This window comes from Chromobacterium vaccinii (assembly GCF_001855275.1).
GTDB lineage: Bacteria > Pseudomonadota > Gammaproteobacteria > Burkholderiales > Chromobacteriaceae > Chromobacterium > Chromobacterium vaccinii.
Genome location: NZ_CP017707.1, coordinates 95,293 through 117,887, shown reverse-complemented (window position 1 = coordinate 117,887; position 22,595 = coordinate 95,293). Strand labels below are relative to the sequence as shown.

General features: G+C 65.5%; 19 protein-coding genes. 14 read left to right on the top strand and 5 right to left on the bottom strand.

The window, feature by feature from the left end; genetic code table 11:
* Positions 1 to 33: 33 nt before the first annotated feature.
* Positions 34 to 1,218 (top strand): 2-methylaconitate cis-trans isomerase PrpF, encoded by a 1,185-nt coding sequence (gene prpF, locus BKX93_RS00505; RefSeq protein ID WP_070981599.1) that lies wholly within the window; start codon positions 34 to 36, stop codon positions 1,216 to 1,218.
* 201 nt (positions 1,219 to 1,419) lie between these two features.
* Complete coding sequence (locus BKX93_RS00500; protein ID WP_160298922.1) at positions 1,420 to 1,770, top strand: cupin domain-containing protein; 351 nt, start codon at positions 1,420 to 1,422, stop codon at positions 1,768 to 1,770.
* 22 nt (positions 1,771 to 1,792) lie between these two features.
* Here BKX93_RS00500 and BKX93_RS00495 read toward each other — a convergent pair whose 3' ends face one another.
* Positions 1,793 to 2,869, bottom strand: coding sequence for an NAD(P)-dependent alcohol dehydrogenase (locus tag BKX93_RS00495; protein ID WP_046156354.1), 1,077 nt, complete (start codon positions 2,867 to 2,869; stop codon positions 1,793 to 1,795).
* A 277-nt stretch (positions 2,870 to 3,146) separates the two neighbouring features.
* Here BKX93_RS00495 and BKX93_RS00490 point away from each other — a divergent pair, with 277 nt between their 5' ends.
* The 3 genes from BKX93_RS00490 (at position 3,147) to dapA (ending at position 5,449) form a co-directional block, all read left to right on the top strand.
* Positions 3,147 to 4,004: a DMT family transporter gene (locus BKX93_RS00490; protein ID WP_070978131.1), complete on the top strand. Its 858-nt coding sequence runs from the start codon at positions 3,147 to 3,149 to the stop codon at positions 4,002 to 4,004.
* Between the two features lie 78 nt (positions 4,005 to 4,082).
* Positions 4,083 to 4,469, top strand: a complete 387-nt coding sequence (locus BKX93_RS00485) for a lysozyme inhibitor LprI family protein (protein WP_070978129.1) — start codon at positions 4,083 to 4,085, stop codon at positions 4,467 to 4,469.
* 77 nt (positions 4,470 to 4,546) lie between these two features.
* Positions 4,547 to 5,449, top strand: a complete 903-nt coding sequence (gene dapA, locus BKX93_RS00480; RefSeq protein WP_070978128.1) for a 4-hydroxy-tetrahydrodipicolinate synthase — start codon at positions 4,547 to 4,549, stop codon at positions 5,447 to 5,449.
* A gap of 80 nt (positions 5,450 to 5,529) precedes the next feature.
* Here dapA and BKX93_RS00475 read toward each other — a convergent pair whose 3' ends face one another.
* A complete protein-coding gene (locus BKX93_RS00475) occupies positions 5,530 to 6,030 on the bottom strand; it encodes a YajQ family cyclic di-GMP-binding protein (protein ID WP_021478047.1) in 501 nt (166 codons plus the stop codon).
* A gap of 130 nt (positions 6,031 to 6,160) precedes the next feature.
* Between BKX93_RS00475 and BKX93_RS00470 the strand changes: the two genes are divergently transcribed.
* Complete coding sequence (locus BKX93_RS00470; RefSeq protein ID WP_046156357.1) at positions 6,161 to 6,796, top strand: LysE family translocator; 636 nt, start codon at positions 6,161 to 6,163, stop codon at positions 6,794 to 6,796.
* Between the two features lie 55 nt (positions 6,797 to 6,851).
* On the opposite strand, the gene BKX93_RS00465 is transcribed toward BKX93_RS00470, so the two are convergent.
* Positions 6,852 to 7,190, bottom strand: coding sequence for a P-II family nitrogen regulator (locus BKX93_RS00465; protein WP_046156358.1), 339 nt, complete (start codon positions 7,188 to 7,190; stop codon positions 6,852 to 6,854).
* Positions 7,191 to 7,337: 147 nt separating this feature from the next.
* Here BKX93_RS00465 and purL point away from each other — a divergent pair, with 147 nt between their 5' ends.
* Positions 7,338 to 11,297 carry a phosphoribosylformylglycinamidine synthase gene (purL, locus tag BKX93_RS00460; protein ID WP_070978126.1) on the top strand — a complete coding sequence of 1,320 codons (3,960 nt, stop codon included), beginning with the start codon at positions 7,338 to 7,340 and terminating at the stop codon, positions 11,295 to 11,297.
* A gap of 42 nt (positions 11,298 to 11,339) precedes the next feature.
* On the opposite strand, the gene BKX93_RS24305 is transcribed toward purL, so the two are convergent.
* The gene (locus BKX93_RS24305) at positions 11,340 to 11,558 is read right to left on the bottom strand and encodes a hypothetical protein (RefSeq protein WP_144408753.1); all 219 of its coding nucleotides are present in this window, start codon (positions 11,556 to 11,558) and stop codon (positions 11,340 to 11,342) included.
* Between BKX93_RS24305 and BKX93_RS00455 the strand changes: the two genes are divergently transcribed.
* The 3 genes from BKX93_RS00455 (at position 11,557) to BKX93_RS00445 (ending at position 15,913) form a co-directional block, all read left to right on the top strand.
* Positions 11,557 to 12,099 carry a response regulator gene (locus BKX93_RS00455; protein WP_070978124.1) on the top strand — a complete coding sequence of 181 codons (543 nt, stop codon included), beginning with the start codon at positions 11,557 to 11,559 and terminating at the stop codon, positions 12,097 to 12,099. The two genes, BKX93_RS24305 and BKX93_RS00455, sit on opposite strands and share 2 nt — an antisense overlap.
* Complete coding sequence (locus BKX93_RS00450; RefSeq protein WP_070978122.1) at positions 12,096 to 14,786, top strand: PAS domain S-box protein; 2,691 nt, start codon at positions 12,096 to 12,098, stop codon at positions 14,784 to 14,786. Before BKX93_RS00455 ends, BKX93_RS00450 begins: the two co-directional genes overlap by 4 nt.
* Positions 14,787 to 14,974: 188 nt before the next feature.
* Positions 14,975 to 15,913, top strand: a complete 939-nt coding sequence (locus BKX93_RS00445) for an alpha/beta hydrolase family protein (RefSeq protein ID WP_145929190.1) — start codon at positions 14,975 to 14,977, stop codon at positions 15,911 to 15,913.
* Positions 15,914 to 15,943: 30 nt separating this feature from the next.
* On the opposite strand, the gene BKX93_RS00440 is transcribed toward BKX93_RS00445, so the two are convergent.
* Positions 15,944 to 16,948 (bottom strand): NAD(P)H-quinone oxidoreductase, encoded by a 1,005-nt coding sequence (locus BKX93_RS00440; protein WP_082107097.1) that lies wholly within the window; start codon positions 16,946 to 16,948, stop codon positions 15,944 to 15,946.
* A 143-nt stretch (positions 16,949 to 17,091) separates the two neighbouring features.
* Between BKX93_RS00440 and BKX93_RS00435 the strand changes: the two genes are divergently transcribed.
* The 4 genes from BKX93_RS00435 (at position 17,092) to BKX93_RS00420 (ending at position 22,563) form a co-directional block, all read left to right on the top strand.
* Positions 17,092 to 19,518, top strand: coding sequence for a heavy metal translocating P-type ATPase (locus tag BKX93_RS00435; protein WP_070978118.1), 2,427 nt, complete (start codon positions 17,092 to 17,094; stop codon positions 19,516 to 19,518).
* Complete coding sequence (gene ccoS, locus BKX93_RS00430) at positions 19,518 to 19,688, top strand: cbb3-type cytochrome oxidase assembly protein CcoS (RefSeq protein ID WP_046156363.1); 171 nt, start codon at positions 19,518 to 19,520, stop codon at positions 19,686 to 19,688. The genes BKX93_RS00435 and ccoS overlap by 1 nt, the downstream gene beginning before the upstream one ends.
* 187 nt (positions 19,689 to 19,875) lie before the next feature.
* On the top strand, positions 19,876 to 21,177 hold the full coding sequence (locus tag BKX93_RS00425) for a NupC/NupG family nucleoside CNT transporter (protein WP_046156364.1): 1,302 nt from the start codon (positions 19,876 to 19,878) through the stop codon (positions 21,175 to 21,177).
* A gap of 72 nt (positions 21,178 to 21,249) precedes the next feature.
* Positions 21,250 to 22,563, top strand: coding sequence for an MFS transporter (locus BKX93_RS00420; RefSeq protein ID WP_070978117.1), 1,314 nt, complete (start codon positions 21,250 to 21,252; stop codon positions 22,561 to 22,563).
* The last annotated feature ends 32 nt before the right edge of the window (positions 22,564 to 22,595 follow it).

Below are 22,595 nucleotides of genomic sequence, written 5' to 3'. Positions count from 1 at the left end.
CCGGCTGTTCAACAAAGAAACAGGATGGACAGCATGGCTCACCCGGCCCAGATCAGAATCCCCGCCACCTATATGCGCGGCGGCACCAGCAAGGGCGTGTTCTTCCGGCTGCAGGACCTGCCGGAAGCGGCTCGGCAACCCGGCGCGGCGCGCGACGCGCTGCTGCTGCGCGTGATCGGCAGCCCTGACCCGTACGGCAAGCAGATAGACGGCATGGGCGGCGCGACGTCCAGCACCAGCAAGACCGTCATCGTGTCCAAGTCCACGCGGCCGGACCATGATGTGGACTACCTGTTCGGCCAGGTCGCCATCGACAAGGCTTTCGTCGACTGGACCGGCAACTGCGGCAACCTGTCCGCCGCCGTCGGCCCGTTCGCCATCGCCGGCGGCCTGATCGACCCGGCGCGTATTCCGGACAACGGCGTCTGCGCCGTGCGCATCTGGCAGGCCAATATCGGCAAGACCATCATCGCCCACGTGCCCGTCACTCACGGCCAGCCGCAGGAAACCGGCGATTTCGAGCTGGACGGGGTCACCTTCCCCGCCGCCGAAGTGCAGCTGGAATTTCTGGACCCGGCCGACGAAGGCGATGGCGGCGCGATGTTTCCCACCGGCAATCTGGTGGACACGCTGGAAGTGCCCGGCGTCGGCGCCTTTCCGGCCACGCTGATCAATGCCGGCATCCCCACCATCTTCGTCAACGCCGCCGACATCGGCTATGCCGGCACCGAGCTGCAGGACGCGATCAATTCCGACCCGGCGGCGCTGGTCCGCTTCGAAACCATCCGCGCCCACGGCGCGCTGAGGATGGGGCTGATCAAGAGCCTGGACGAGATCGCCACCCGGCAGCACACGCCCAAGATCGCCTTCGTCGCGCCCCCGGTTGACTACACCGCCTCCAGCGGCAAGCCGGTGAAAGTGTCGGACATCGACGTGCTGGCGCGGGCGATGTCGATGGGCAAACTGCACCATGCGATGATGGGCACGGCGGCGGTGGCGATCGGCACCGCCGCCGCCATTCCCGGCACGCTGGTCAACCTGGCCGCCGGCGGCGGCAAACGCCAGGCGGTGCGCTTCGGCCACCCGTCCGGCACGCTGCGGGTGGGCGCGCAAGCCCGCGAGGAGCGCGGCGAATGGGTGGTGACCAAGGTCATCATGAGTCGCAGCGCCCGCGTGCTGATGGAAGGCTGGGTGCGGGTGCCGGGAGACGCGCTCTAGCAGCAATCGTCGGCCGCCGGCAGGAAATACGGCGGGGATGCGCGCAGCATCCCCGTTTTCACATCCAGGTGGCGATATTGCCGGCAGTTTCTTGCAGGATTTCGTGGGATAATGACAATCAGCCGGCGCGACATCGACGAACATCCCAAAATCATCGCCATCCGCGCAGGCCCGGTCGAACACCAAACGGAACCCGCAGCCATGAGCACCCCCGCCCCGATACTGACCTCCTCCACCGATTGGCACTGGAGCCCCACGCCCTATCCCGGGGTGGACTTCACCTGGCTGCGCCGCAATCCGGACGGGGGCGGTTCGGCATTGCTGAAGCTGGCCAAGGGCGCGAAGCTGCCGCTGCACCAGCACCCGGGCACGGAACAGGTTTTCGTCACCGCCGGCCGGCTCAAGGTGGGGGAACACGTGCTGAACAAGGGCGACCACCTGTTCATCGACGCCCATGTCCCGCATGCGGTGGAAGCCTTGCAATCCACGGTTTATCTGACGCTGTCGGAAAGCGACGGCGTGGAGCTGCTGGAGCCGGACCAGGCTAACTGATCCGGCCTGCCAGGCGGAAGGGCTAGAACGGCTGGATCGCCACCTTCAGCACGCCGTCGCGCTGGTGCGCGAATAGGTCGTAGGCCTCGACGATCTGGTCCAGCTTGTAGCGATGGGTGACCAGCGGCGACAGGTCCAGCCGGTCGCTCTCCAGCACATTCATCAGCCGCCGCATCCGCTCCTTGCCGCCCGGACACAGCGAAGACACGATCCTCTTGTCGCCCAGGCCGGCGTTAAACGCGTCCAGCGGGATTTTCAGATCGGTGGAATACACGCCCAGGCTGGACAGCGTGCCGCCCGGCTTCAATATCCGCAGCGCGGATTCGAAGGTGCCTTGGGTGCCCAAGGCTTCGATGGCGGAGTCAACGCCGCGCCCGCCGGTCAGCTTCATGATTTCCGCGATCACATCCACTTGCCTGAAGTTGAGCGTGACATCCGCGCCCAGCCGCCTCGAAATCGCCAGCCTGTCGTCTATCCCGTCCACCGCGATGATGCACGACGCGCCGCGCAGGCGCGCGCCCGCCACCGCGCACAAGCCTATCGGCCCCTGGGCGAACACCGCCACCACGTCGCCGATCTTGATGTTGGCCGCCTCGGCGCCGGAAAAACCGGTGGACATGATGTCGGGACACATCAGCACCTGCTCGTCGCTGAGCCCGTCCGGAATCGGCGCCAGATTGGCCTGGGCGTCCGGCACCAGCACGTACTCGGCCTGGGTGCCGTCTATGGTGTTGCCGAAGCGCCAGCCGCCCATGGGCTTGTAGCCATGGCACTCGCAACCGCCGTCCTGCGCCGGGTGGCCATCCTGGCAACCGTAGGAGGTGAAGCTGGGGCAGATCGCGCCGGCGATCACCCGCTGCCCCTCCCGATAGCCCTTGACGCCCGCGCCCAGTTTCTCGATCACGCCCACCGGCTCATGGCCTATGGTCAGGCCGGACGCCACCGGATACTCGCCCTTGAGAATGTGCACGTCGGTGCCGCAAATGGTGGTGGTGGTGATCCGCACCAGCGCGTCGCCGGGACCGACCGCTGGAATCGGCTTCTCTCTAAGCTCTATCTTGCCGGGCGCGACGAATACCGCTGCCTTCATGCTGCTCATGGCTTGCCTCCTGTCGTGGCGGAGCCCGCCCGCTGCCGGCTCCAGGATGGAAACGAAACGCATCTTTAACACTAGGCCGTAAACCAGCGGCGCGGACAACTGCCCGATCAGTCCAAAACATGGACCCGTGATCTGGATCAAACGCCTTGTTGCCCCTGCGGCCATGCCTGCGCGCTGTCACGGATGGCGAAAACGATGCCTTTTGATGTAACAACTGGTTTACACTTCACCGTTCCACTTAAAATATCTCCACATAAAATAAATACGAGAGACATCGATGAATCAAGCGATGCTGTACGCGCTCGCCGCGATCGCCATGTGGGCGACCGTCGCCACCCTCAGCGCCCTCACCCACGCCTTGCCGCCCTTCTTCGTCGCCGGCGTCGGCCTGATCCTGGGCAGTCTGCTGACCGTGCGCCGCATGGCCGACTGGAAGGTGCCGCCCAAGAACTTCGCCAACGGGGTTTACGGCATCTTCGGCTTCTACTTTTTCCTATTCAACGCCTACCGGCTGGCGCCGGTGATGGACGCCACCGTGCTCAGCTACGTCTGGCCGCTGCTGATGGTGCTGCTGTCGCCGCTGCTGGTGCCCGGCACCCGCCTGGGCGCCAACCACATCCTGGGCAGCCTGATCGGCTTCGCCGGCGCGGCGCTGATCGTTACCGGCGGCAAGCTGTCGCTGTCGATGTCCGCGCTGCCCGGCTATCTGATGGCCCTGGGCGCGGCCGTGGTGTGGGCCACTTACAGCCTGTTCACCCGCCGCCTGCCCGCCACGTCGGACAACGCGGTCGGCGGTTACTGCCTCGCCTCCGGCCTGCTGGCGCTAGGCCTGCATTTCGCCACCGAGCCCGCCGCCCATCCGTCGGCCATCCAATGGCTGATGATCGCCGTGCTGGGCCTGCTGCCGATGGGCGCGGCCTTCCTGTGCTGGAACCGCGCGATGCAGTTGGGCGATCCGCGCCAGACCGGCGCGCTGGGCAACGCCACTCCGCTGCTGTCCACGTTGATGCTGGTGGCTTCCGGCCAGGCCGCGCTCAACGGCTCCGCCGCGCTGGCCATCGCCATGATCGTAGGCGGCGCGGCGCTGGGCACCCTTCCCGCGGAGCGGCTGCTGCCAGGCTGGCTGCGCGCCTGAACCGAGGGACCGGCGGACGCGATGCGCCCGCCGGTCGCGGCTATAATCGCAAGCCGTCCCTCACAATGGAGTTTCGCGATGAAGTCCTGCCTCCTCGCCCTGCTGGCGCTGTTCGCCAGCCATGCCGCGCTGGCCGAAGACGATCCCTGCCAGAACGCCAACAGCACGCTGGAAATCAACGACTGCAAGCAAAAGCAGTTCGACGCCCGCGACAAGGCGCTCAATGGGCGCTACCGCGAGCTGCTGAAAAAGCTGCGCGCCGACGAAGCCCAGAGCGGCGCCAAGGACAAGCCGTCCGCGCTGCTGATTCAGGCCCAGCGCAAATGGATCGCCTTCCGCGATGCCGACTGCAACACCAAGTACCAGATTTACATCGACGGCAGCATCCGCAACGCCGTCTTCCTCGACTGCAAGATCGAGCGCACCGAACAGCGCCTCAAGGAGCTGGACCCCAAGCTCTGGTAATCCGCTCGGGTTTCCCCGCCCGGGGCCGAGGAGTATCATCCCGGCCTGTCTTCACGCGAAAATAAAAAGGGGCTGACATGGCAAAACACTGGGGTAAGGTGCTGACCGCGATGGTGACGCCGTTCGACGGCGATGGCCGGCTGAACCTCGACATGGCCTGTACGCTGGCGCGCCATATGGCAGCCAGCGGCAGCGACGGCCTGGTGCTGGCCGCCACCACTGGCGAGGCGCCGACGCTCTCCGACGCCGAACGCTTCGACCTGATCCGCGCCGTCAGCGAGGCGGTGACCATCCCGGTGCTGGCAGGCACCGGCAGCAACGACACCCGCCACGCGCTGGACATGACGGCCAAGGCGGAAGCGGCCGGCGCCGCTGGCGTATTCCTGGTGTCGCCGTACTACAACCGCCCGCCCCAGGCCGGCATCGAGGCGCACTTCCGCGCGCTGGCCGCCGCCACCCGGCTGCCGGTGATGCTGTACGACGTGCCCGGCCGCACCGGCCGCCGCATCGCCCACGACGTGCTGCTGCGGCTGTTCCGCGAGGTGGACAATATCGTCGCCTTCAAGGACGCCACCGGCGACCCCGCCGCCGCCGCGCGGCTGGTGGCCGAGGCCGGCGACCATTTCGAGCTGTATTCCGGCGACGACGCGCTGACCCTGCCCCTGCTGGCCGTCGGCGCGGTCGGCGTGGTGGGCACCTCCACCCACTGGACCGGCCCGGAGTTCGCCGCGATGATCGCCGCCTTCGAGCAGGGCGACGTGCGCCGCGCCCGCGAGATCAACGCCGCGCTGCTGCCGTCCTACGCCTACTCGAATACCGACGATTCGGTGTACTCGATGTCGGTGAAGGCGATGCTGCGCAGCCAGGGCCTGGCCGTCGGCGAATGCCGGCTGCCGCTGCCGGCCGCGCCGGCGGGCGTGGAAGCGCGGGCCGCCGAGGTGTGGAGCGGGCTGCAAGCCTGGCGCGCCGGCCAGCGCTGAGAAACTGCTCAGCCGCCGGCAATGAAAAAGGAGACCCGAGGGTCTCCTTTTTGCGTGACTGACGCGCCTCGCGGCGGGAATCAGTCGCGGAAGTTGTTGAACTGCAGCGGCGCGCCGTTTTCCAGGTCGGCAGCGATGTCCTGCTTCAGCAGCGCGATGGCGTCCTGCAGCACGTCGCGCTTGGCGCCGGACACGCGCACCGCCTCGCCCTGGATGCTGGCCTGCACCTTCATCTTGGAATCCTTCAGCAGCTTGACGATCTTCTTCGCCAAATCGCTGTCCAGGCCTTCCTTGATCTTCAGCACCTTCTTCACCTTGTTGCCGGACACTTTCTCCAGCTTGCCGTAGTCCAGGCTGCGCACGTCGACGCTGCGCTTGGCCAGCTTGGCCACCATGATTTCATTGACCTGGTCCAACTGGAATTCGGTATCGGCGAACAGCGTCACTTCCTTGTCGTTGAATTCGATGCGGGCGTCGCTGCCCTTGAAATCGTAACGAGTGGACACTTCCTTGTTGGACTGGTCCAGCGCGTTGCGCACTTCCACCTTGTTTACTTCGGAAACGACATCAAAAGACGGCATAAAACGATCCTCGCTAATAACCTGCCGCATTCTAGTAGCGGCGTTGCCGCTTGTCACCCGTCATGCCATTGCCAAGGCCCTCCGGAAATGGTTTTATCGACGACAGTCAAACAAATCCCGGAAATCCGCCATGCTCGTCACCCTGCCGCAACTGGCCGCTTTTCTCGCCGCCGCCATGCTGATCACCGTCACCCCCGGCCCCGACAACCTGATGGTGCTGAGCCAGGGCATTTCCCGCGGCCGCCGCCAGGGCATGGCCTTCGGCCTGGGCTGCGCGCTGGGCTGCCTGAACCACACCTTGCTGGCGGCGCTGGGCGTCAGCGCGCTGATCGCCGCCTCGCCGCTCGCCTTCTCCGCCCTCAAGATCGCCGGCGGCGCCTATCTGGTCTATCTGGGCTGGGGCGCGATCCGCAGCTCCGGCGCCAGCTTCGACGCCGATGCCCAGGCCAGCGGTCCCCAGGGCTCGCTGGCCGCCACCTTCCGCCGCGGCCTGATCGCCAACGCGATCAATCCCAAGGTGGTGCTGTTCTTCCTCGCCTTCCTGCCGCAGTTCGTCAATCCGGCGCAAGGGCCGGTCGGCCTGCAGACCGCCATCCTCGGCGGGCTGTTCACGCTGCAGGGCGCGCTGGTCTTCGGCGCGCTCGGCTATTTCTCCGGCCACGTCGGCCAATGGCTGGCCAAGAGCCGCAAGGCCAGCCAGTGGCTGGACCGCATAGCCGGCGCCGTCTTCATCGGGCTGGGCCTGCGCCTGATCCTGGCGCGCTGAGCGCGCAAAAAAGGCGGCCCCGCAAGGCCGCCTTTTTCATGCGATCCAAACTGGATCAGATCGCCTGCTCGTTGGTTTCGCCAGTGCGGATGCGCACCACCTGCTCCACCGGCACCACGAAGATCTTGCCGTCGCCGATCTTGCCGGTGCGCGCGGTTTCGACGATGGTCTCGATCGCCCGCTCCACCAGATCGTCCGGCAGCACCACCTCGATCTTCACCTTGGGCAGAAAGTCCACCACGTACTCGGCGCCGCGGTACAGCTCGGTGTGGCCTTTCTGGCGGCCGAAACCCTTGACCTCGGACACGGTCAGGCCGTTGACGCCGATCTCCGACAAGGCCTCGCGCACCTCGTCCAGCTTGAACGGCTTGATGATGGCTTCGACCTTTTTCATTGCGCAATGCTCCCGAATAAAACCAATGACATTAGAGTAAAAAGCAAAAAATGCCGCGCGGCGGTGGTATCTTCCGCTGACGCCTTAAATGCAGCGATGTTTTGCTGTATTATGACGCCCTTTCCTGGTACTTGTCGCGGGTGTCTAATGTCTTACATTACCAAGCTGCGCGGTGGCGTTGCCCTGTCACCGTTTCGTCTCGAAAAACTGCAGGCGGCAGCGGCCGATGCCGGGCTGAAGGATATCGTCCTGACGGCCGAGCACTGGCATTTTGCGGAAAGCGACGGCGAACTTTCGCTGGAGGAAATCGGCGTGCTGGGCCAGTTGCTCAGCTACGGCGAAGCGCCGCTGAACACTGAGCCGGAAGGCGAACTGTTCCTGGTCACGCCGCGAATCGGCACCCTGTCGCCATGGGCGTCAAAGGCAACCGACATCGCCCGGCATTGCGGATTGCCGAATATCCGGCGGATCGAACGCGGCACCGCTTTCCGAATCAAGTCCGCCGCTAAATCTTTAAGTGAAGAGGCTCGCCATACCCTGGCGGGCCTCTTGCACGATAGGATGACGGAAACCGTGCTGTCCTCGCTGGACGACGCGGAAAAGCTGTTCACCCACATCGACCCGCAGCCGATGGCCAGCGTGGACATCCTCGCCGGCGGCCGCGCCGCGCTGGAGGCCGCCAACGTCCAGTTGGGCCTCGCGCTGTCCGACGACGAAGTGGAATACCTGGTCGAGAACTTCATCAAGCTGAAGCGCAATCCCAGCGACGTCGAGCTGATGATGTTCGCCCAGGCCAACTCCGAACACTGCCGCCACAAGATCTTCAACGCCCAGTTCATCATCGACGGCGTCGAGCAAGGCAAATCGCTGTTCCGCATGATCCGCGATACCCACGACGCCCACCCGCAGGGCACGCTGGTGGCGTACAAGGACAACGCCTCGGTGATCGAGGGCGCCTTCATCGAGCGCTTCTACCCGCAGCCGGGCAGCCACCAGTACGCGTACACCAGCGAACCCACCGACATCCTGATGAAGGTGGAAACGCACAACCACCCGACGGCGATCTCGCCCTTCGCCGGCGCGTCCACCGGCAACGGCGGCGAAATCCGCGACGAAGGCGCCACCGGCCGCGGCTCCCGCCCCAAGGCCGGCCTCACCGGCTTTACCGTCTCCAACCTGAACATCCCCGGCTTCAAGCAGCCGTGGGAGGCCTACCGCGACGACCAGCCCGAGTACGGCAAGCCGGGCCGCATCGCCTCGGCGCTGCAGATCATGCTGGAAGGCCCGATCGGCGGCGCGGCGTTCAACAACGAATTCGGCCGCCCTAACCTCACCGGTTATTTCCGCGCCTTCGAGGAAGAATTCAACGGCGAGATGCGCGGCTATCACAAGCCCATCATGCTGGCAGGCGGCCTGGGCAGCATCCAGCAGCAGCAGATCCACAAGAATGAAATCCCGGAAGGCGCGCTGCTGATCCAGCTGGGCGGTCCCGGCCTGCTGATCGGCCTGGGCGGCGGCGCGGCCTCGTCGATGGACACCGGCGCCAACAGCGAAAACCTGGACTTCGATTCGGTGCAGCGCGGCAACCCGGAAATCGAGCGCCGCTGCCAGGAGGTGATCGACCGCTGCTGGCAGCAGGGCGAAGCCAACCCCATCGTCTCCATCCATGACGTGGGCGCCGGCGGCCTGTCCAACGCCTTCCCCGAGCTGGTCAACGACGCCGGCCGCGGCGCCATCTTCCATCTGCGCAAGGTGAACCTGGAAGAAAAGGGCATGACCCCGATGCAGATCTGGTCCAACGAGGCGCAGGAGCGCTACGTGATGGCCATCCTGCCGGAGGACCTGGACCGCTTCACCGCGCTGTGCGAACGCGAGCGCTGCCCGTTCGCGGTGCTGGGCGTGGCCACCGACGACGGCCACCTGCAGGTGCGCGACGACCACTTCGGCAACAATCCGGTGGACATGCCGCTGGAAGTGCTGCTGGGCAAGCCGCCGCGGATGACCCGCGACGCGAAGACCATCGAGCTCTCGCCGCAGACCTTCGACGCGTCCAAGTACCCGCTGCGCGAAACCGCCTACCGCGTGCTGCGCCACCCGACCGTGGCCGACAAATCCTTCCTGATCACCATCGGCGACCGCACCGTCGGCGGCATGACCGCGCGCGACCAGATGGTGGGCCGCTGGCAGGTTCCGGTGGCCGACGTGGCTGTCACCACCATGGGCTTCAACACCTATCGCGGCGAAGCGATGGCGATGGGCGAACGCACGCCGGCCGCGCTGTTCGACGGCCCGGCCTCCGGCCGCATGGCCATCGGCGAGGCGCTGACCAATATCGCCGCCGCCTTCGTCGGCCATCTGGGCAACGTCAAACTGTCCGCCAACTGGATGGCCCCGGCCGGCCACCCCGGCGAAGACGCCAACCTGTACCGCACCGTGCAGGCCGTCTCCGAGCTGAGCCAGAGCCTGGGCGTCAGCATTCCGGTGGGCAAGGATTCGCTGTCGATGAAGACGGTATGGCAGGAAGACGGCGAGCAAAAAGCCGTCACCGCGCCGCTGTCGGTGGTGATTTCCGCCTTCTCGCCGGTGGACGACGTGCGCAAGACCGTCACCCCGGACCTGAAGGACATCAAGGACAGCGACCTGATCCTGATCGACCTCGGCTACGGCCGCTGCCGCCTGGGCGGCTCGATCTACGGCCAGGTGTGGAAAGACATGAAGGGCCGCGCGCCGGACGTGGAAAGCCCGCTGCAGCTGGCCGCCTTCTTCGGCGTGGTGCAATCGCTGTTGCGCGACGACAAGCTGCTGGCCTACCACGACCGCTCCGACGGCGGCCTGTTCGCCGCGCTGGCGGAAATGATGTTCGCCGGCCACGTCGGCGCCAGCATCGACCTGCAGGAACTGGTGATCGAGCGCCAGAACACCCAGCGCATCATCGACGACTATGTGCAGCCGACAATGGAGGCCGCCACCCACGGCCGCATCATGCGCGTGCTGTTCAACGAGGAACTGGGCGCGGTGCTGCAGGTGAAAAAGGCCGACACGCCGGAAGTGATCTCCCGTTTCATGAAGGCCGGCATCGGCCGCGAGCTGTTCGTCATCGGCCGCACCAACGGCCACGACCGCCTGGTGATCAAGCACAAGGGCAAGGATCTGTTCAGCGAAAGCCGCAGCGAGCTGTTCTGCGCCTGGTCCGAAACCAGCGCCCGCATGCAGCGCCTGCGCGACAACCCGGCCTGCGCCGACAGCGAACAGTTGCTGCGCAGCCACGCCAAGCCCCGCGGCCTGTTCGCCCAGCTGTCCTTCGACGTGCACGGCGACCCGGCCGCGCCCTACATCGGCACCGGCAAGCGCCCGCGCATGGCCATCCTGCGCGAGCAGGGCGTCAACGGCCAGCTGGAAATGGCCGCGGCGTTCGACCGCGCCGGCTTCGACGCGGTGGACGTGCACATGAGCGACATCATCGCCGGCCGCGTGCAGCTGGCCGACTTCAAGGGCCTGGCGGCCTGCGGCGGCTTCAGCTACGGCGACGTGCTGGGCGCCGGCGAAGGCTGGGCCAAGAGCATCCTGTTCAACCCGCGCGCCCGCGAACAGTTCGAAGCTTTCTTCGGCCGCGGCGACACCTTCGCGCTGGGCGTGTGCAACGGCTGCCAGATGATGTCCAACCTGTCGTCCATCATCCCGGGCGCCGAGCACTGGCCGAAGTTCCACCGCAACGCATCGGAACAGTTCGAGGCGCGCTTCGCGATGGTGGAAGTCACCGCGTCGCCGTCCATCTTCCTGTCCGACATGGTGGGCAGCCGCCTGCCGGTGGTGGTCAGCCACGGCGAAGGCCGCGCGGTGTTCGCGCCGGGCGCGCAAGACCAGGCTCTGGCCGCGCTGCGCTACATCGACTTCGACGGCCGCGCCACCGAGACCTATCCGCTGAACCCCAACGGCTCGCCTGCGGGCATCACCGGCGTCACCACGGCCGACGGCCGCTTCACCATCATGATGCCGCACCCTGAGCGCGTGTTCCGCGCCGTGCAGAACAGCTGGCATCCGGCGGAATGGGGCGAGAATGGCGGCTGGTACCGCATGTTCGCCTCGGCCCGCCGCTGGGTGGGCTGATCCAGCCATCACGGCCTGGAGCGTCCCGCGACAGGCCAAGCTTCACCAGCCGGCAATGCCGCTCGCCTGAACAAGCGAGCGGCATTTTTCATGGTGTGAATCTTGCAAACGTTCTTCAATCGCCATGCTAGATTGAATATATACGCGCTTTAAAATCCAATGCACAGGGCGCTCGCGAACCCGCTGGGTTTTCGCTTGGCTGCGGCGCGATCCGCCATTCCACTTTTGTTTGCACGGCATCACTGCGGGGGTCACTGCCATGAAGCCTGCATCCACCGTCATCAGCCCTGCCCGCCGCAAGAGCCATCGGACCATCGCGCCGCAATCTGCCGCGCCGGACGCCGATAGCGCGTCCTACGCGCGCAGCCTGCTCGAAGCAAGCCTGAACCCCTTGGTTGCCATCAGCGCGCAAGTCAAGATCACCGACGTGAATGCAGCGATGATAGGGGTTGCCGGCCGGTCCCGAGCTGAAATCGTTGGGACGGACTTCGCCGATTATTTCACCGAGCCCGAGCAGACTCGCGCAGGCTATCGACGCATCTTTTTGGACCTTAGGATGCCCAAGACCAATGGCATGGAATCGCTGCGCGGAATCAAGGCCGACGAGCGCGCCAAGATGATTCCGGTTGCGGCGCTGACATCGTCAAAAGAAGACCGCGACATCGTGGAAAGCTGCAAGCTCGGGGCGGATAGCAATATCGGCAAATCCATCCACGTTGACCCGCCTTCACAAGCCGTCGCGCAATTGGGCCTCTACTGGCTGGTTGTCAATCAACCGCCGATCGGGAACCGGCAGCCATGATGGACATCTCGAACCCCAATGACGCGCTGCGCATCCTGATTCTGGAAGACACCCCTACCGACGCCGAACTGATGGTGGACGCGCTGCATGAGGCTGGACTGAAATTCATCACGCAGCGCGTCGACACCAAGGACGCGTTCCAGCTGTCGCTGGAGACATTCAACCCCAACATCATCCTGGCCGATTGCAAGCAGCAGCCTTCATACGACGGCGGCGCGGCATTGCAACTCGTACGCGAAACCCACCCCGAGATGCCGGTGGTGATGGTAACCGGCGCCCTGGGAGAAGAAAAAGCGGTCGAGTTGCTGAAGGCCGGCGCCAAAGACTATGTGCTGAAGGGAGGATTGGTCAGGCTGGCCCCGGCGGTGCGCCGCGCGCTGGCGGATGAGCGCAGCGCCCGCAGCCGCAAGGCGGCGGAACTAAAATACCGGCGGCTATTTGAAGCCGCCAAGGACGGCATCCTTATTCTGGATGCGAAAACCGGTTTGATTCTGGAAGCGAACCCGTTTCTGCTGGAGTTGCTAGGCTATGCCCAGGATGAGTTGATCGGCAAGGCGTTGTGGGAAATCGGCGCGCTGGAGCACATTGTCGCCAACCAGGAAGCCTTTCTGACTCTGAAGAACAAGAAATACATCCGTTATGACAACCTTCCTCTGGAAACAAAGGATGGCAGAAGCATTGAGGTGGAATTCATCAGCAATGTTTATATGACGGGCGACCTGGAATCCATCCAATGCAATATCCGCGATATCACCGAGCGCAGGCGGCTGCAGCTGGCGCTTGAAAACAACGAGCGCCGATTTCGCGGGCTGATCGAAAACGCTTCTGATTTGGTATGCGTGGTCGATCAGCTCGGCTGCATCACTTACCTGAGCCCTTCGAGCGAGATGATGACCGGCTACCGCCCAGACGAGGCGTTGGGCCGGCGCTTCATAGACTTCATCCACCCGGACGATCTGCCCGCCGCGACAGCCATCTTGGCCACGGACCCCAGCTCCCCCCCCGTTTTGCAGCGAGTGGAATTGCGATTCCGCCACAAGACGGGACACTTTCAGGTTCTGGATGCCATTGCGAACAACCGCGTTGACGATCCCGCCCTCCTCGGCGTCATCGTCAACGCGCGGGACATTACCGAACGCAAGAAAATACAAGCGGATGTGGAATACAAGAACAGTGTGCTCTCAACCCAGCAAGAGGCATCGCTGGACGGCATTCTGCTGGTGGATGACAACGGCAAGATCGTCAGTCATAACCGGCGTTTCATCGAAGTCATGCAAGTGCCGGAAGCATTGGCCGCAGCGGGGCGCGATGAACCGATGCTGCAGTTTGCCATGCAGCAATATGCGGAGCCGGAAGCATTCCTGGCGCGGGTGCGCCATCTCTATGCCCACAAAGAGGAAACGAGCCACGAAGAGATTCGCATGAAAGACGGCCGCACGATCGAACGCTACTCGGCGCCGGTGGTTGGCGAAAACGCCAAATATTACGGACGCGTCTGGTATTTTCGCGACATCACTGTGCGCAAGCGGATACAGGAATTATTGGAGCATGCCAATCGGGCCTTGCGCACGCTCAGCGCTTGCAAGGCTGCCTTGGTGCATGCCTTGACCGAGTCGGCGCTGCTCGATTCCGTGTGCCGCCTCATCGTAGAGAAAGGCGGTTATCGCATGGCGTGGATCGGCATTGCAGAACAAGATCAGGATCGGACTATTCGCGCAGTGAAGGAATTTGGCGATGACAGCCACTATCTGGCCAGCGTTCGATTCAGCTTGGCGGACACGGCGCTTGGACGCGGCCCGACTGGCGCTGCCATTCGCACCGGCACCGTGCAAATCAATCAAAACCTCCTGACCAACTCCACGCTCGCGCCGTGGCGGGAGGCCGCGCAACGCTGCGGCTTTCAAGCCAGCATCGCGCTGCCCATCAAGAATGCATCGGCATCGCCGCTTGTGTTGACAATCTACGCCGGGGAGCCGGACGCATTCGGCCATGACGAGGTAGTGATGCTGGGAGAGCTTGCCGATGAGCTTGGCTATGGCATCGAAGCCGTGCGTACGCGAACCGACCGCGATCGTATCGCCTTGGAAAACTTGCGCGCCGATGTGGCATTGCGCAAAAGCCTGGAAGATTCCATCAAGGCCATCGCCAACACCGTGGAGTTGCGCGATAGCTACACCGCCGGCCACCAGCGCCGCGTCGCGCAACTGGCCGTTGCCATCGCTCGGCAACTCAAACTGTCGGAGGACACGATCCATAGCATTGATCTTGCGGCAAGCATTCACGATCTGGGGAAAATCAGCATTCCGGCGGAAATCCTGGTTAAACCGTCCAAGCTGTCGAACATCGAGTTTCAGTTGGTCAAAGGACACTCGCAAGCGGGTTATGACATTCTGAAAGACATCACCTTCCCCTGGCCGATCGCGCCCATCGTCTGGCAGCATCATGAGCGGCTGGACGGCAGCGGATATCCGCAAGGGCTCGTCGGCGACCAAATCCTGCTCCAGGCGCGCATCGTCGCGGTGGCCGATGTCGTCGAAGCCATCGCATCGCACCGGCCATACCGCGCCGCCCTGGGGATTGACGCGGCGCTGGCCGAAATCAAACGGGGCAGCGGCACCGCCTTTGATTCCGCAGCGGTTGACGCATGCGAACATCTATTCACCACGGCTGGTTTCGCGTTCTCATAGCCCTGTTCACAGTCTCGGGAGCCTGGGCGAGACAGGGCGAAAACGGCCGGAAAAAAGGCCGAGCAGCCTCCGCCATTCATCTCGACACGGCTTGTCTTCATGCCAAACTGAAGCAAAGATAAGCTCTTCCAATGCGACGAGATAAGATCATGAGATGGGCGACTACCTTGCGATGCGGTCTGGTCGGCATGCTCGCCGCGCTGCTGCCGCAATCACAGGCAGCGGGACTGAAGCTGATCGACATTCCCGCCACCGACAGCATCCCGGTCCTGAACGCGGCGGTCTGGTCGCCTTGCGCCCGCCCAGCCGTGGCCAAACGGGTGCAGGCCTTCCTGGTGAACGCCAGCCGGAATTGTCCGGTCGAGGGGGAGAAGCTGCCGCTGATCGTGATCTCGCATGGCTTCACCGGCAGTCTTTACGGCCATCACGACACCGCTGAAGCGCTGGCGGACCACGGATTCCTGGTGGTGTCGCTGAACCACACCGGCGACAGCGGCGCGAGCATGAAATACCCGTGGGAGATGCGCGCGTTCGAGCAGCGCCCGGTCGAGATCCGGCGGGTCATAGACTATATGCTGGACGAAGCGCCAGAGGCGTCGCGCATCGACCCATCGCGGATCGGCGTGTTCGGTTTCTCGCGCGGCGGCTTCACCGCTCTGGTCGCGGCGGGCGGCACGCCGGACTTCGCGCGATCAGGGCTGCGTTGCCCCAAGGATCGGCCGCTGTGCCGGCAGATCGAAACCGAAGCGGGCATTGCCCGCGACTGGGCGCATGACGAACGGATCAATGCCGCGGCCGCGGTCGATCCGCTGAACGCCTTCCCTGACGCGGCCAGCCTTCGGAGAATCCGCATTCCGCTATTCCTGTGGATTTCCGAAAGAGGCGGCGACGGCGTGGAGCCCGCGGCCGAAGCCCGGTTGCGGGGATGGTTGCCCACAGTGCGAAATTACCGCGTGGTGCCGAAAGCCGGCCATTTCGCCTTCCTGGCTCCATGCGTCGAGGCCGCGGCGAAGGAAGCGCCGGAAATCTGCCGGGACGCGCCCGGCTTCGACCGCGCGGCTTTCCACCGGAAGATGAACGCCGAACTGCTGGACTTCTTCAACCAGGCCCTCGACATCAAACCATAACGCCACGCCGGGCTTGCGGGGAGATGACAGCTAGCCGTTGTCGCCGGCCATCACCGGAAACAGCGTCAGCACCACCTTGCCCAGATTGCGGTTGTCGGCGACGTAAGCGTGCGCGTCTTGCACCTGAGTCCAGGGATAGCTGCTGTCCACCACCGCGCGCGCCCTCCCCTCCAGCAAGGCCGGCAGGATCAGGTCGCGCAGCGCGGCGGCCAGCTCCGCCTTCACCGCAATAGGCTGCGGACGCAGCGTGGAGCCGATCAGGCTGATGCGCTTCATCAGCAGCCGACCGAAATCCAGTTCGGCCTTCACGCCGCCCATCAGGCCGATGTTCACCAGCCTGCCGTCGGGGTTCAGCGCCTGCAGGTTCTCCGCCAGGTGACTCGCGCCCACCGGGTCCAGCACCACGTCGGCGCCCCCCCACGCCTTGACCCGCTCGCCGAAAGCCGGCGTCTCGTGGTAATTGAACACCTGGCTCGCGCCCAGCTCGCGGCAGAAAGCCAACTTCTCGGCGCTGCCGGCGCTGGCGAAGGCTTCCGCGCCCAGGAAACGCGCCAACTGGATCGCCGCGACGCCGACGCCGCTGGCGCCGGCATGGATCAGCGCCCGCTCGCCGGCCTTGAGCCCGGCCTTCGCCACCAGATTGAACCACGCCGTCATCCAGGCTTCCGGCAGGCTGGCCGCCTCCGCCCAGGACAACTGGTCCGGCTTGGCGATGGCCAGCGATTCGTCCAGCAGCGCGTATTCGGCGTAGCCGCCTCCCTCCACCAGGCCGAACACCGCATCGCCCGGCTGGAAGGCGGAATCGCCGGCCGTCTCCTCCACCACGCCGGCCACCTCCAGCCCCATCAGCGGGCTGGCGCCTGGCGGCGGCGGGTAGCGGCCCTCGCGCTGCATCAGGTCGGCGCGGTTGACGCCGGCCGCCATCACCCGCACCAGCAATTTTCCAGGCGCGGCGCGCGGCTTGTCCCACTCCCCCATTTCCATCGTCTCGACGCCGCCCGGCGCCTGCTGCACGATGGCCAACATCTTGTCCATTCGGCCTTCCCCCTTGATTGATATCCGACAAATGCGGACGGATGTCCCAGCCACAAGCTCCGCGCGGAAATAATCCGCATTGAAAAACACTGCCATGCGCTGGATCAAGCATTGCGCGCCGGCTTTGATTACAATCCTACGTCATGAGCGAGAACTGTTTCCATTGCGGTTTGCCGGTGCCCGCCGGCGCCAGCTTCCCCATCCTCTACCGCCAGCGCGAAGAACCCGCCTGCTGCGCCGGTTGCCAGGCGGTGGCGGCCACCATCATCGAATCCGGCCTGTCCGACTACTACAAGCACCGCACCGAGGGCGCGGCCCGCGCCGAAGCGCTGCCGCAGGCGCTGCTGGAGCAGATCAAGCTGTACGACAGCGAGGAGCTGCAGCGCAGCTTCGTCCGCGTCGAGGATGCGAATGTCCGCGAGGCCTCGCTGATGCTGGAAGGCATCACCTGCGCCGCCTGCATCTGGCTGAACGAGCAGCACATCCGCCGCCTGCCCGGCGTGCTGGGGGTGGACATCAATTACAGCACCCAGCGCGCCCGCGTGCGCTGGGACAATGGCCGCGTGCAGCTGTCCGCCATCCTGGAGGCGGTGGCGGCGATAGGCTACCGCGCCCATCCCTACGACGCCGACCGCCAGGAAAAGCTGCAGCAGAAGGAGCGCAAGCAGGCGCTGACCCGGCTGTGGGTGGCCGGCCTGTCGATGATGCAGGTGATGATGTACGCGGTGCCGGTCTATCTGGCGCCGGACGGCGACATCGCGCCCGATTTCCTGTGGCTGCTGCACTGGTCCAGCTTCATCCTGACGCTGCCGGTGCTGCTGTACTCGGCCCTGCCCTTCTACCGCAACACCTGGCGCGATCTGAAAACCGGCCGCGTCGGCATGGACACGCCGGTCAGCATCGGCATCCTCACCGCCTTCGCCGCCAGCTTCTGGGCGCTGATCCACAAGGTGGAGCACGGCATCTACTTCGACTCGGTGTCGATGTTCGTGTTCCTGCTCTTGGGCGGCCGTTACCTGGAAGGCATCGCCCGCCGCAAGGCCGGCGCCGCCAGCGAAAGCCTGGTCAAGCTGGTGCCGGCCTTTGCCCACCGGCTGGACGGCTGGCCGCAAAGCCGGGACAGCCGCGAGGCGACGGTGGCGGGCCTGAACCCCGGCGACGTGATCCTGGTCAAGCCCGGCGAAACCATTCCGGCGGACGGCGTGGTGCTGGACGGCCGCAGCGCCAGCAATGAATCGCTGCTCACCGGCGAAAGCCGCCCCATCGCCAAAGCGCCGGGCGACTTGGTGATCGCCGGCAGCGTCAACGCCGCCAGCCCGCTGGTGCTGCGCGTGGAACAGGCGGGCCAATCCACTCGGCTGGCCGGCATCGTGCGGCTGCTGGACCAGGCGCTGGCGGAGAAACCCAGGCTGGCGGTGCTTGCCGACCGCTTCGCCAGCTGGTTCGTCGCGCTGCTGCTGCTGGCCGCCGCCGGCAGCTATCTAGCCTGGCATTTCATAGACCCGGACCGCGCGCTGTGGATCATGGTGGCGGTGCTGGTGATCTCCTGCCCCTGCGCGCTGTCGCTGGCCACCCCGGCCGCGCTCACCGCCGCCAGCGGCCGGCTGGCCTCCCTGGGCGTGCTGACCACCCGCGGCCACGCGCTGGAAACGCTGGCCAAGGCCGACGACGCGGTGTTCGACAAGACAGGAACCCTCACCCACGGCCAGATGCGGCTGCTGGAAACGCGAGGCCCGCTGAATGCGCCTCGCGCGCTGGCGGTCGCCGCCGCGCTGGAGCAGGGATCGGAGCATCCACTGGCCCAGGCCATCCTGGCGGCCGCGCCGGCGGACAGGCCGCAGGCGGACAGCGTGATCAACCATCCCGGCGGCGGCGTGGCCGGCGTCGTCGATGGCCGCGAGTGGCGGCTGGGCTCGGCGCCGTTCATCGCCGCCTGGCTGGGCCATGAGGTGGACGAAGACGCCGGCTGGCAGCCGGATTGCACCCAGGTGCTGCTGGCCGACGCCGACGGCGTGCAAGCCCGCTTCGCCATCGGCGACGCCTGCCGCGACGACGCCGCGGCACTGGTGGCCGAGTTGTCCCGCCGCGGCCTGGCCGTCCACCTGCTCAGCGGCGACGGCGAGGGCCCGGTGGCCGGCTTGGCCGCCAGGCTCGGCATCCCGCAATGGCGCTCGCGCGCGACGCCGGAAGACAAGCTCGCCTACGTCGCCGCGCTGCAGGCCAGGGGCCGGCGGGTGCTGATGGTGGGCGACGGCGTCAATGACGCGCCGGTGCTGGCGCGCGCCGACGTTTCGATCGCGATGGGCGGCGGCACCGATGTCGCCCGCGCCAGCGGCGACATGGTGCTGATGGGAGACCGGCTGAGCCTGATCGCCGACTCTCTGCTTGTCAGCCGGCGCGCGCTGGCGGTGATCCGGCAGAACCTGATCTGGGCGGCCGGTTATAATGTCGTCGCGCTGCCGCTGGCGATGCTGGGCCACGTCACGCCCTGGCTGGCCAGCCTGGGCATGGCACTGAGCTCGCTGTTGGTGGTCGGCAACGCGCTGCGTCTCGTCAAACGGAATCCCTGATGGAAAGCCTCTACCTGCTCATCCCGCTCAGCCTGGTGCTGGTCTTCGTGATCGGCGCCATTTTCTGGTGGGCCACCCGCTCCGGCCAATTCGACGACATGCAAGGCCCCGCCCATCGCATCCTGATGGACGACGACGCCACCCACGAAGACGACAAGCCGCAGCATTGACGCGCCAAGCCCGGCACGCCATCCGGGTAAAATGCGCAAGTCCGGGTCATTTCCCTTTCAGGGAGATGGCCTTTTGCTGTAAAATGCCGCGCCTTCAAGCATTAGCCAATCATGATTTGGCGCGGCGGAAGGCATCCCGGACTGGACGGACGCCGACACGCCGCCCATCGCTAGTCCAAGGGCCTCCGTGAATACCATCCAAGCACTGGCCGGCATGCTGCTTCTCGTCGCCGCCGCCTACCTGTTCTCCACCAACCGCCGCGCCGTCAACTGGCGCACCGTGCTGATCGGCCTCGCCATCCAGAACGGCCTGTTCCTGCTGATCAACTACGTGCCCGCCGTCCATCACGGCTTCTCCGCCTTCGGCGCCGGCTTCGCCAAGGTGCTGAGCTTCGCAGGGGACGGCGCGGGCTTCATTTTCGGCGACCTGGCCAAACCCAGCGGCAAACTGGGCTTCCTGTTCGCCTTCACCGTGCTGCCGGTGATCATCTTCTTCTCCGCCTTCAGCGCCCTGCTCTACCATTTCGGCATCCTGCAGCGCGTGGTGGCCGGCCTGGCCTGGGCGATGAAGCGCAGCATGGGCATTTCCGGCCCGGAAAGCGTGGTGGCCGCCGCCAACATCTTCCTGGGCCAGACCGAGGCCCCGCTGCTGGTCCGCCCCTACATCCGCCACATGACCCGCTCCGAGCTGGCCTGCATCATGATCGCCGGCATGTCCACGCTGTCCGGCGGCGTGCTGGCGGCCTACGTCGCCTTCCTCGGCGGATCGGACACCGCGGAGCAGGCGCGCTTCGCCACCTATCTGCTGACCGCCTCCTGCATGAACGCGGCCGGCGCGGTGGTGTTCTGCAAGATCATGTTCCCGGAAACCACGCCCGAGGCGCTGTCCAGCACCAAGCTGCAGTCGTCCAAGGAAAAGAGCGAGGGCAATTTCGTCAGCGCGGTGGTGACCGGCGCGCTGGACGGCATGAAGATGGCCGCCGCCGTCGCCACCATCCTGCTGGCCATCGTGGCGCTGATCGCGCTGGCCAACTTCCTGATGAAGGACGGCCTGGGCGAACTCTTGGGCGTCAACGCCGCCATCCAGGCGTCCACCCACGGCATGTTCGACGGCCTGACGCTGCAGTACCTAGTGGGCCAGGTGTTCCGCGTGTTCGCCTTCCTGATGGGCATCGGCTGGAACGAGACGCTGGGCGTCGGCAGCCTGCTGGGCCAGAAGATCGTCCTCAACGAGTTCATCGCCTACATGGATCTGGCCAAGATGAAGGCCGCCGGCACGCTGTCCGCGCAAACGGTGATGATCTCCACCTTCGCGCTGGCCAGCTTCTCCAACCTGTCGTCGGTGGGCATCTGCGTGGCCGGCATCGGCGCGCTGGCGCCGGAACGCCAGCAGGAGCTGGCCCATATCGGCATGCGCGCGCTGGCGGCGTCCATCCTCACCGGCTTCATGACCGCCACCGCCAGCGGCCTGTGGCTGTCGCTGTTCTAAGCTGAGCCGCGACTGACAGCGAGGCGGGAATCCGTTAGCATGCGGTTCCCGCCTTTTTCATAACCGGCCATCGTGAAAGCTGACTTCTCCTTCTTCGCCACCCGGCGCTTCCTGCCCTTGTTCGGCACCCAGTTCCTGGGGGCCTTCAACGACAATATGCTGAAAACCGCCATCGTGGTGCTGATCAGCTTCCATGGCCTGGAAATGCTGGGCATGCCGCCGCAGCAGCTGGTCAATCTGGCCGCCGGCATCTTCATCCTGCCCTTCTTCCTGTTTTCCGCCAGCGCCGGCAAGCTGACCGAGCGCTACGACAAGGCCCGCATCGCGCGCATGATCAAGCTGGCCGAGATCGCCATCATGCTGGTGGCCGGCGCCGGCTTCCTGATGAAGTCCGCCGCCATCCTGCTGTCCGCGCTGTTCCTGATGGGCGTGCACTCGGCCTTCTTCGGCCCGCTGAAATACTCGGTGCTGCCACAATACCTGAAAGAGCATGAGCTGGTGGGCGGCACCGGCCTGATCGAGATGGGCACCTTTCTCGCCATCCTGCTGGGCCAGCTCAGCGGCAGCCTGCTCACCCACAGCGGCGCGCTGCTGATCGTCGGCGCGCTGCTCTTGGTCGCCATCCTGGGCTACTTCAGCAGCGCCACCATGCCTTCGGTCGCGCCCGGCGCGCCCCACCTGAAGCTGTCGTGGAATTTCCTCGGCGACTCGGTGCGGCTGATACGCGAGGCCTGGCGCATCCACGACGTGCGCTGCTCGATATTGGGCATTTCCTGGTTCTGGCTGATGGGCGCGGTCTACACCACCCAGCTGCCCACCTTCACCCGCCTGCACCTGGGCGGCGACGCCGACGTCTACACCCTGCTGCTGGCGCTGTTCTCCATCGGCATCGGCGCCGGCTCCATCGCCTGCGCCAAGCTGTCGCGCGGCAAGCTGCAGCTGGGCATCGTGCTGCTGGGCAGCGCCGGCATGACGGTGTTCGGCGGCGATCTGGCGCTGGGCGCGATGCCGTCCTACCACGGCCCGCTGGCCGCGCTGCCGGCGTTCCTGGCCAAGGCCGGCAGCTGGCGCGCCATCGTCGACGTGACGCTGCTGGGCTTCTTCGGCGGCTTCTTCACCGTGCCGCTGTATACCTGGCTGCAGACCGGCAGCCCGGATGCCTTCCGCTCGCAGGCGGTGGCCGCCAACAACATCATCAACGGCTTCTACATGGTGGCCGCCGCCATCGGCAGCGCGCTGATGCTGAAGTGGTACGACAGCATCTCGATGCTGCTGCTGGCCGTGGCCGCGCTCAACATCCTGGCCACCGCCCATCTGGCCTGGCGCGCGCCGGTGATCTGGCGCGAGCGCTTCAGCTGGGCGCGCGCGCTGCTGAAGGGAGAATAAAAAAACGGGGCCGAAGCCCCGTTTTTTCATTG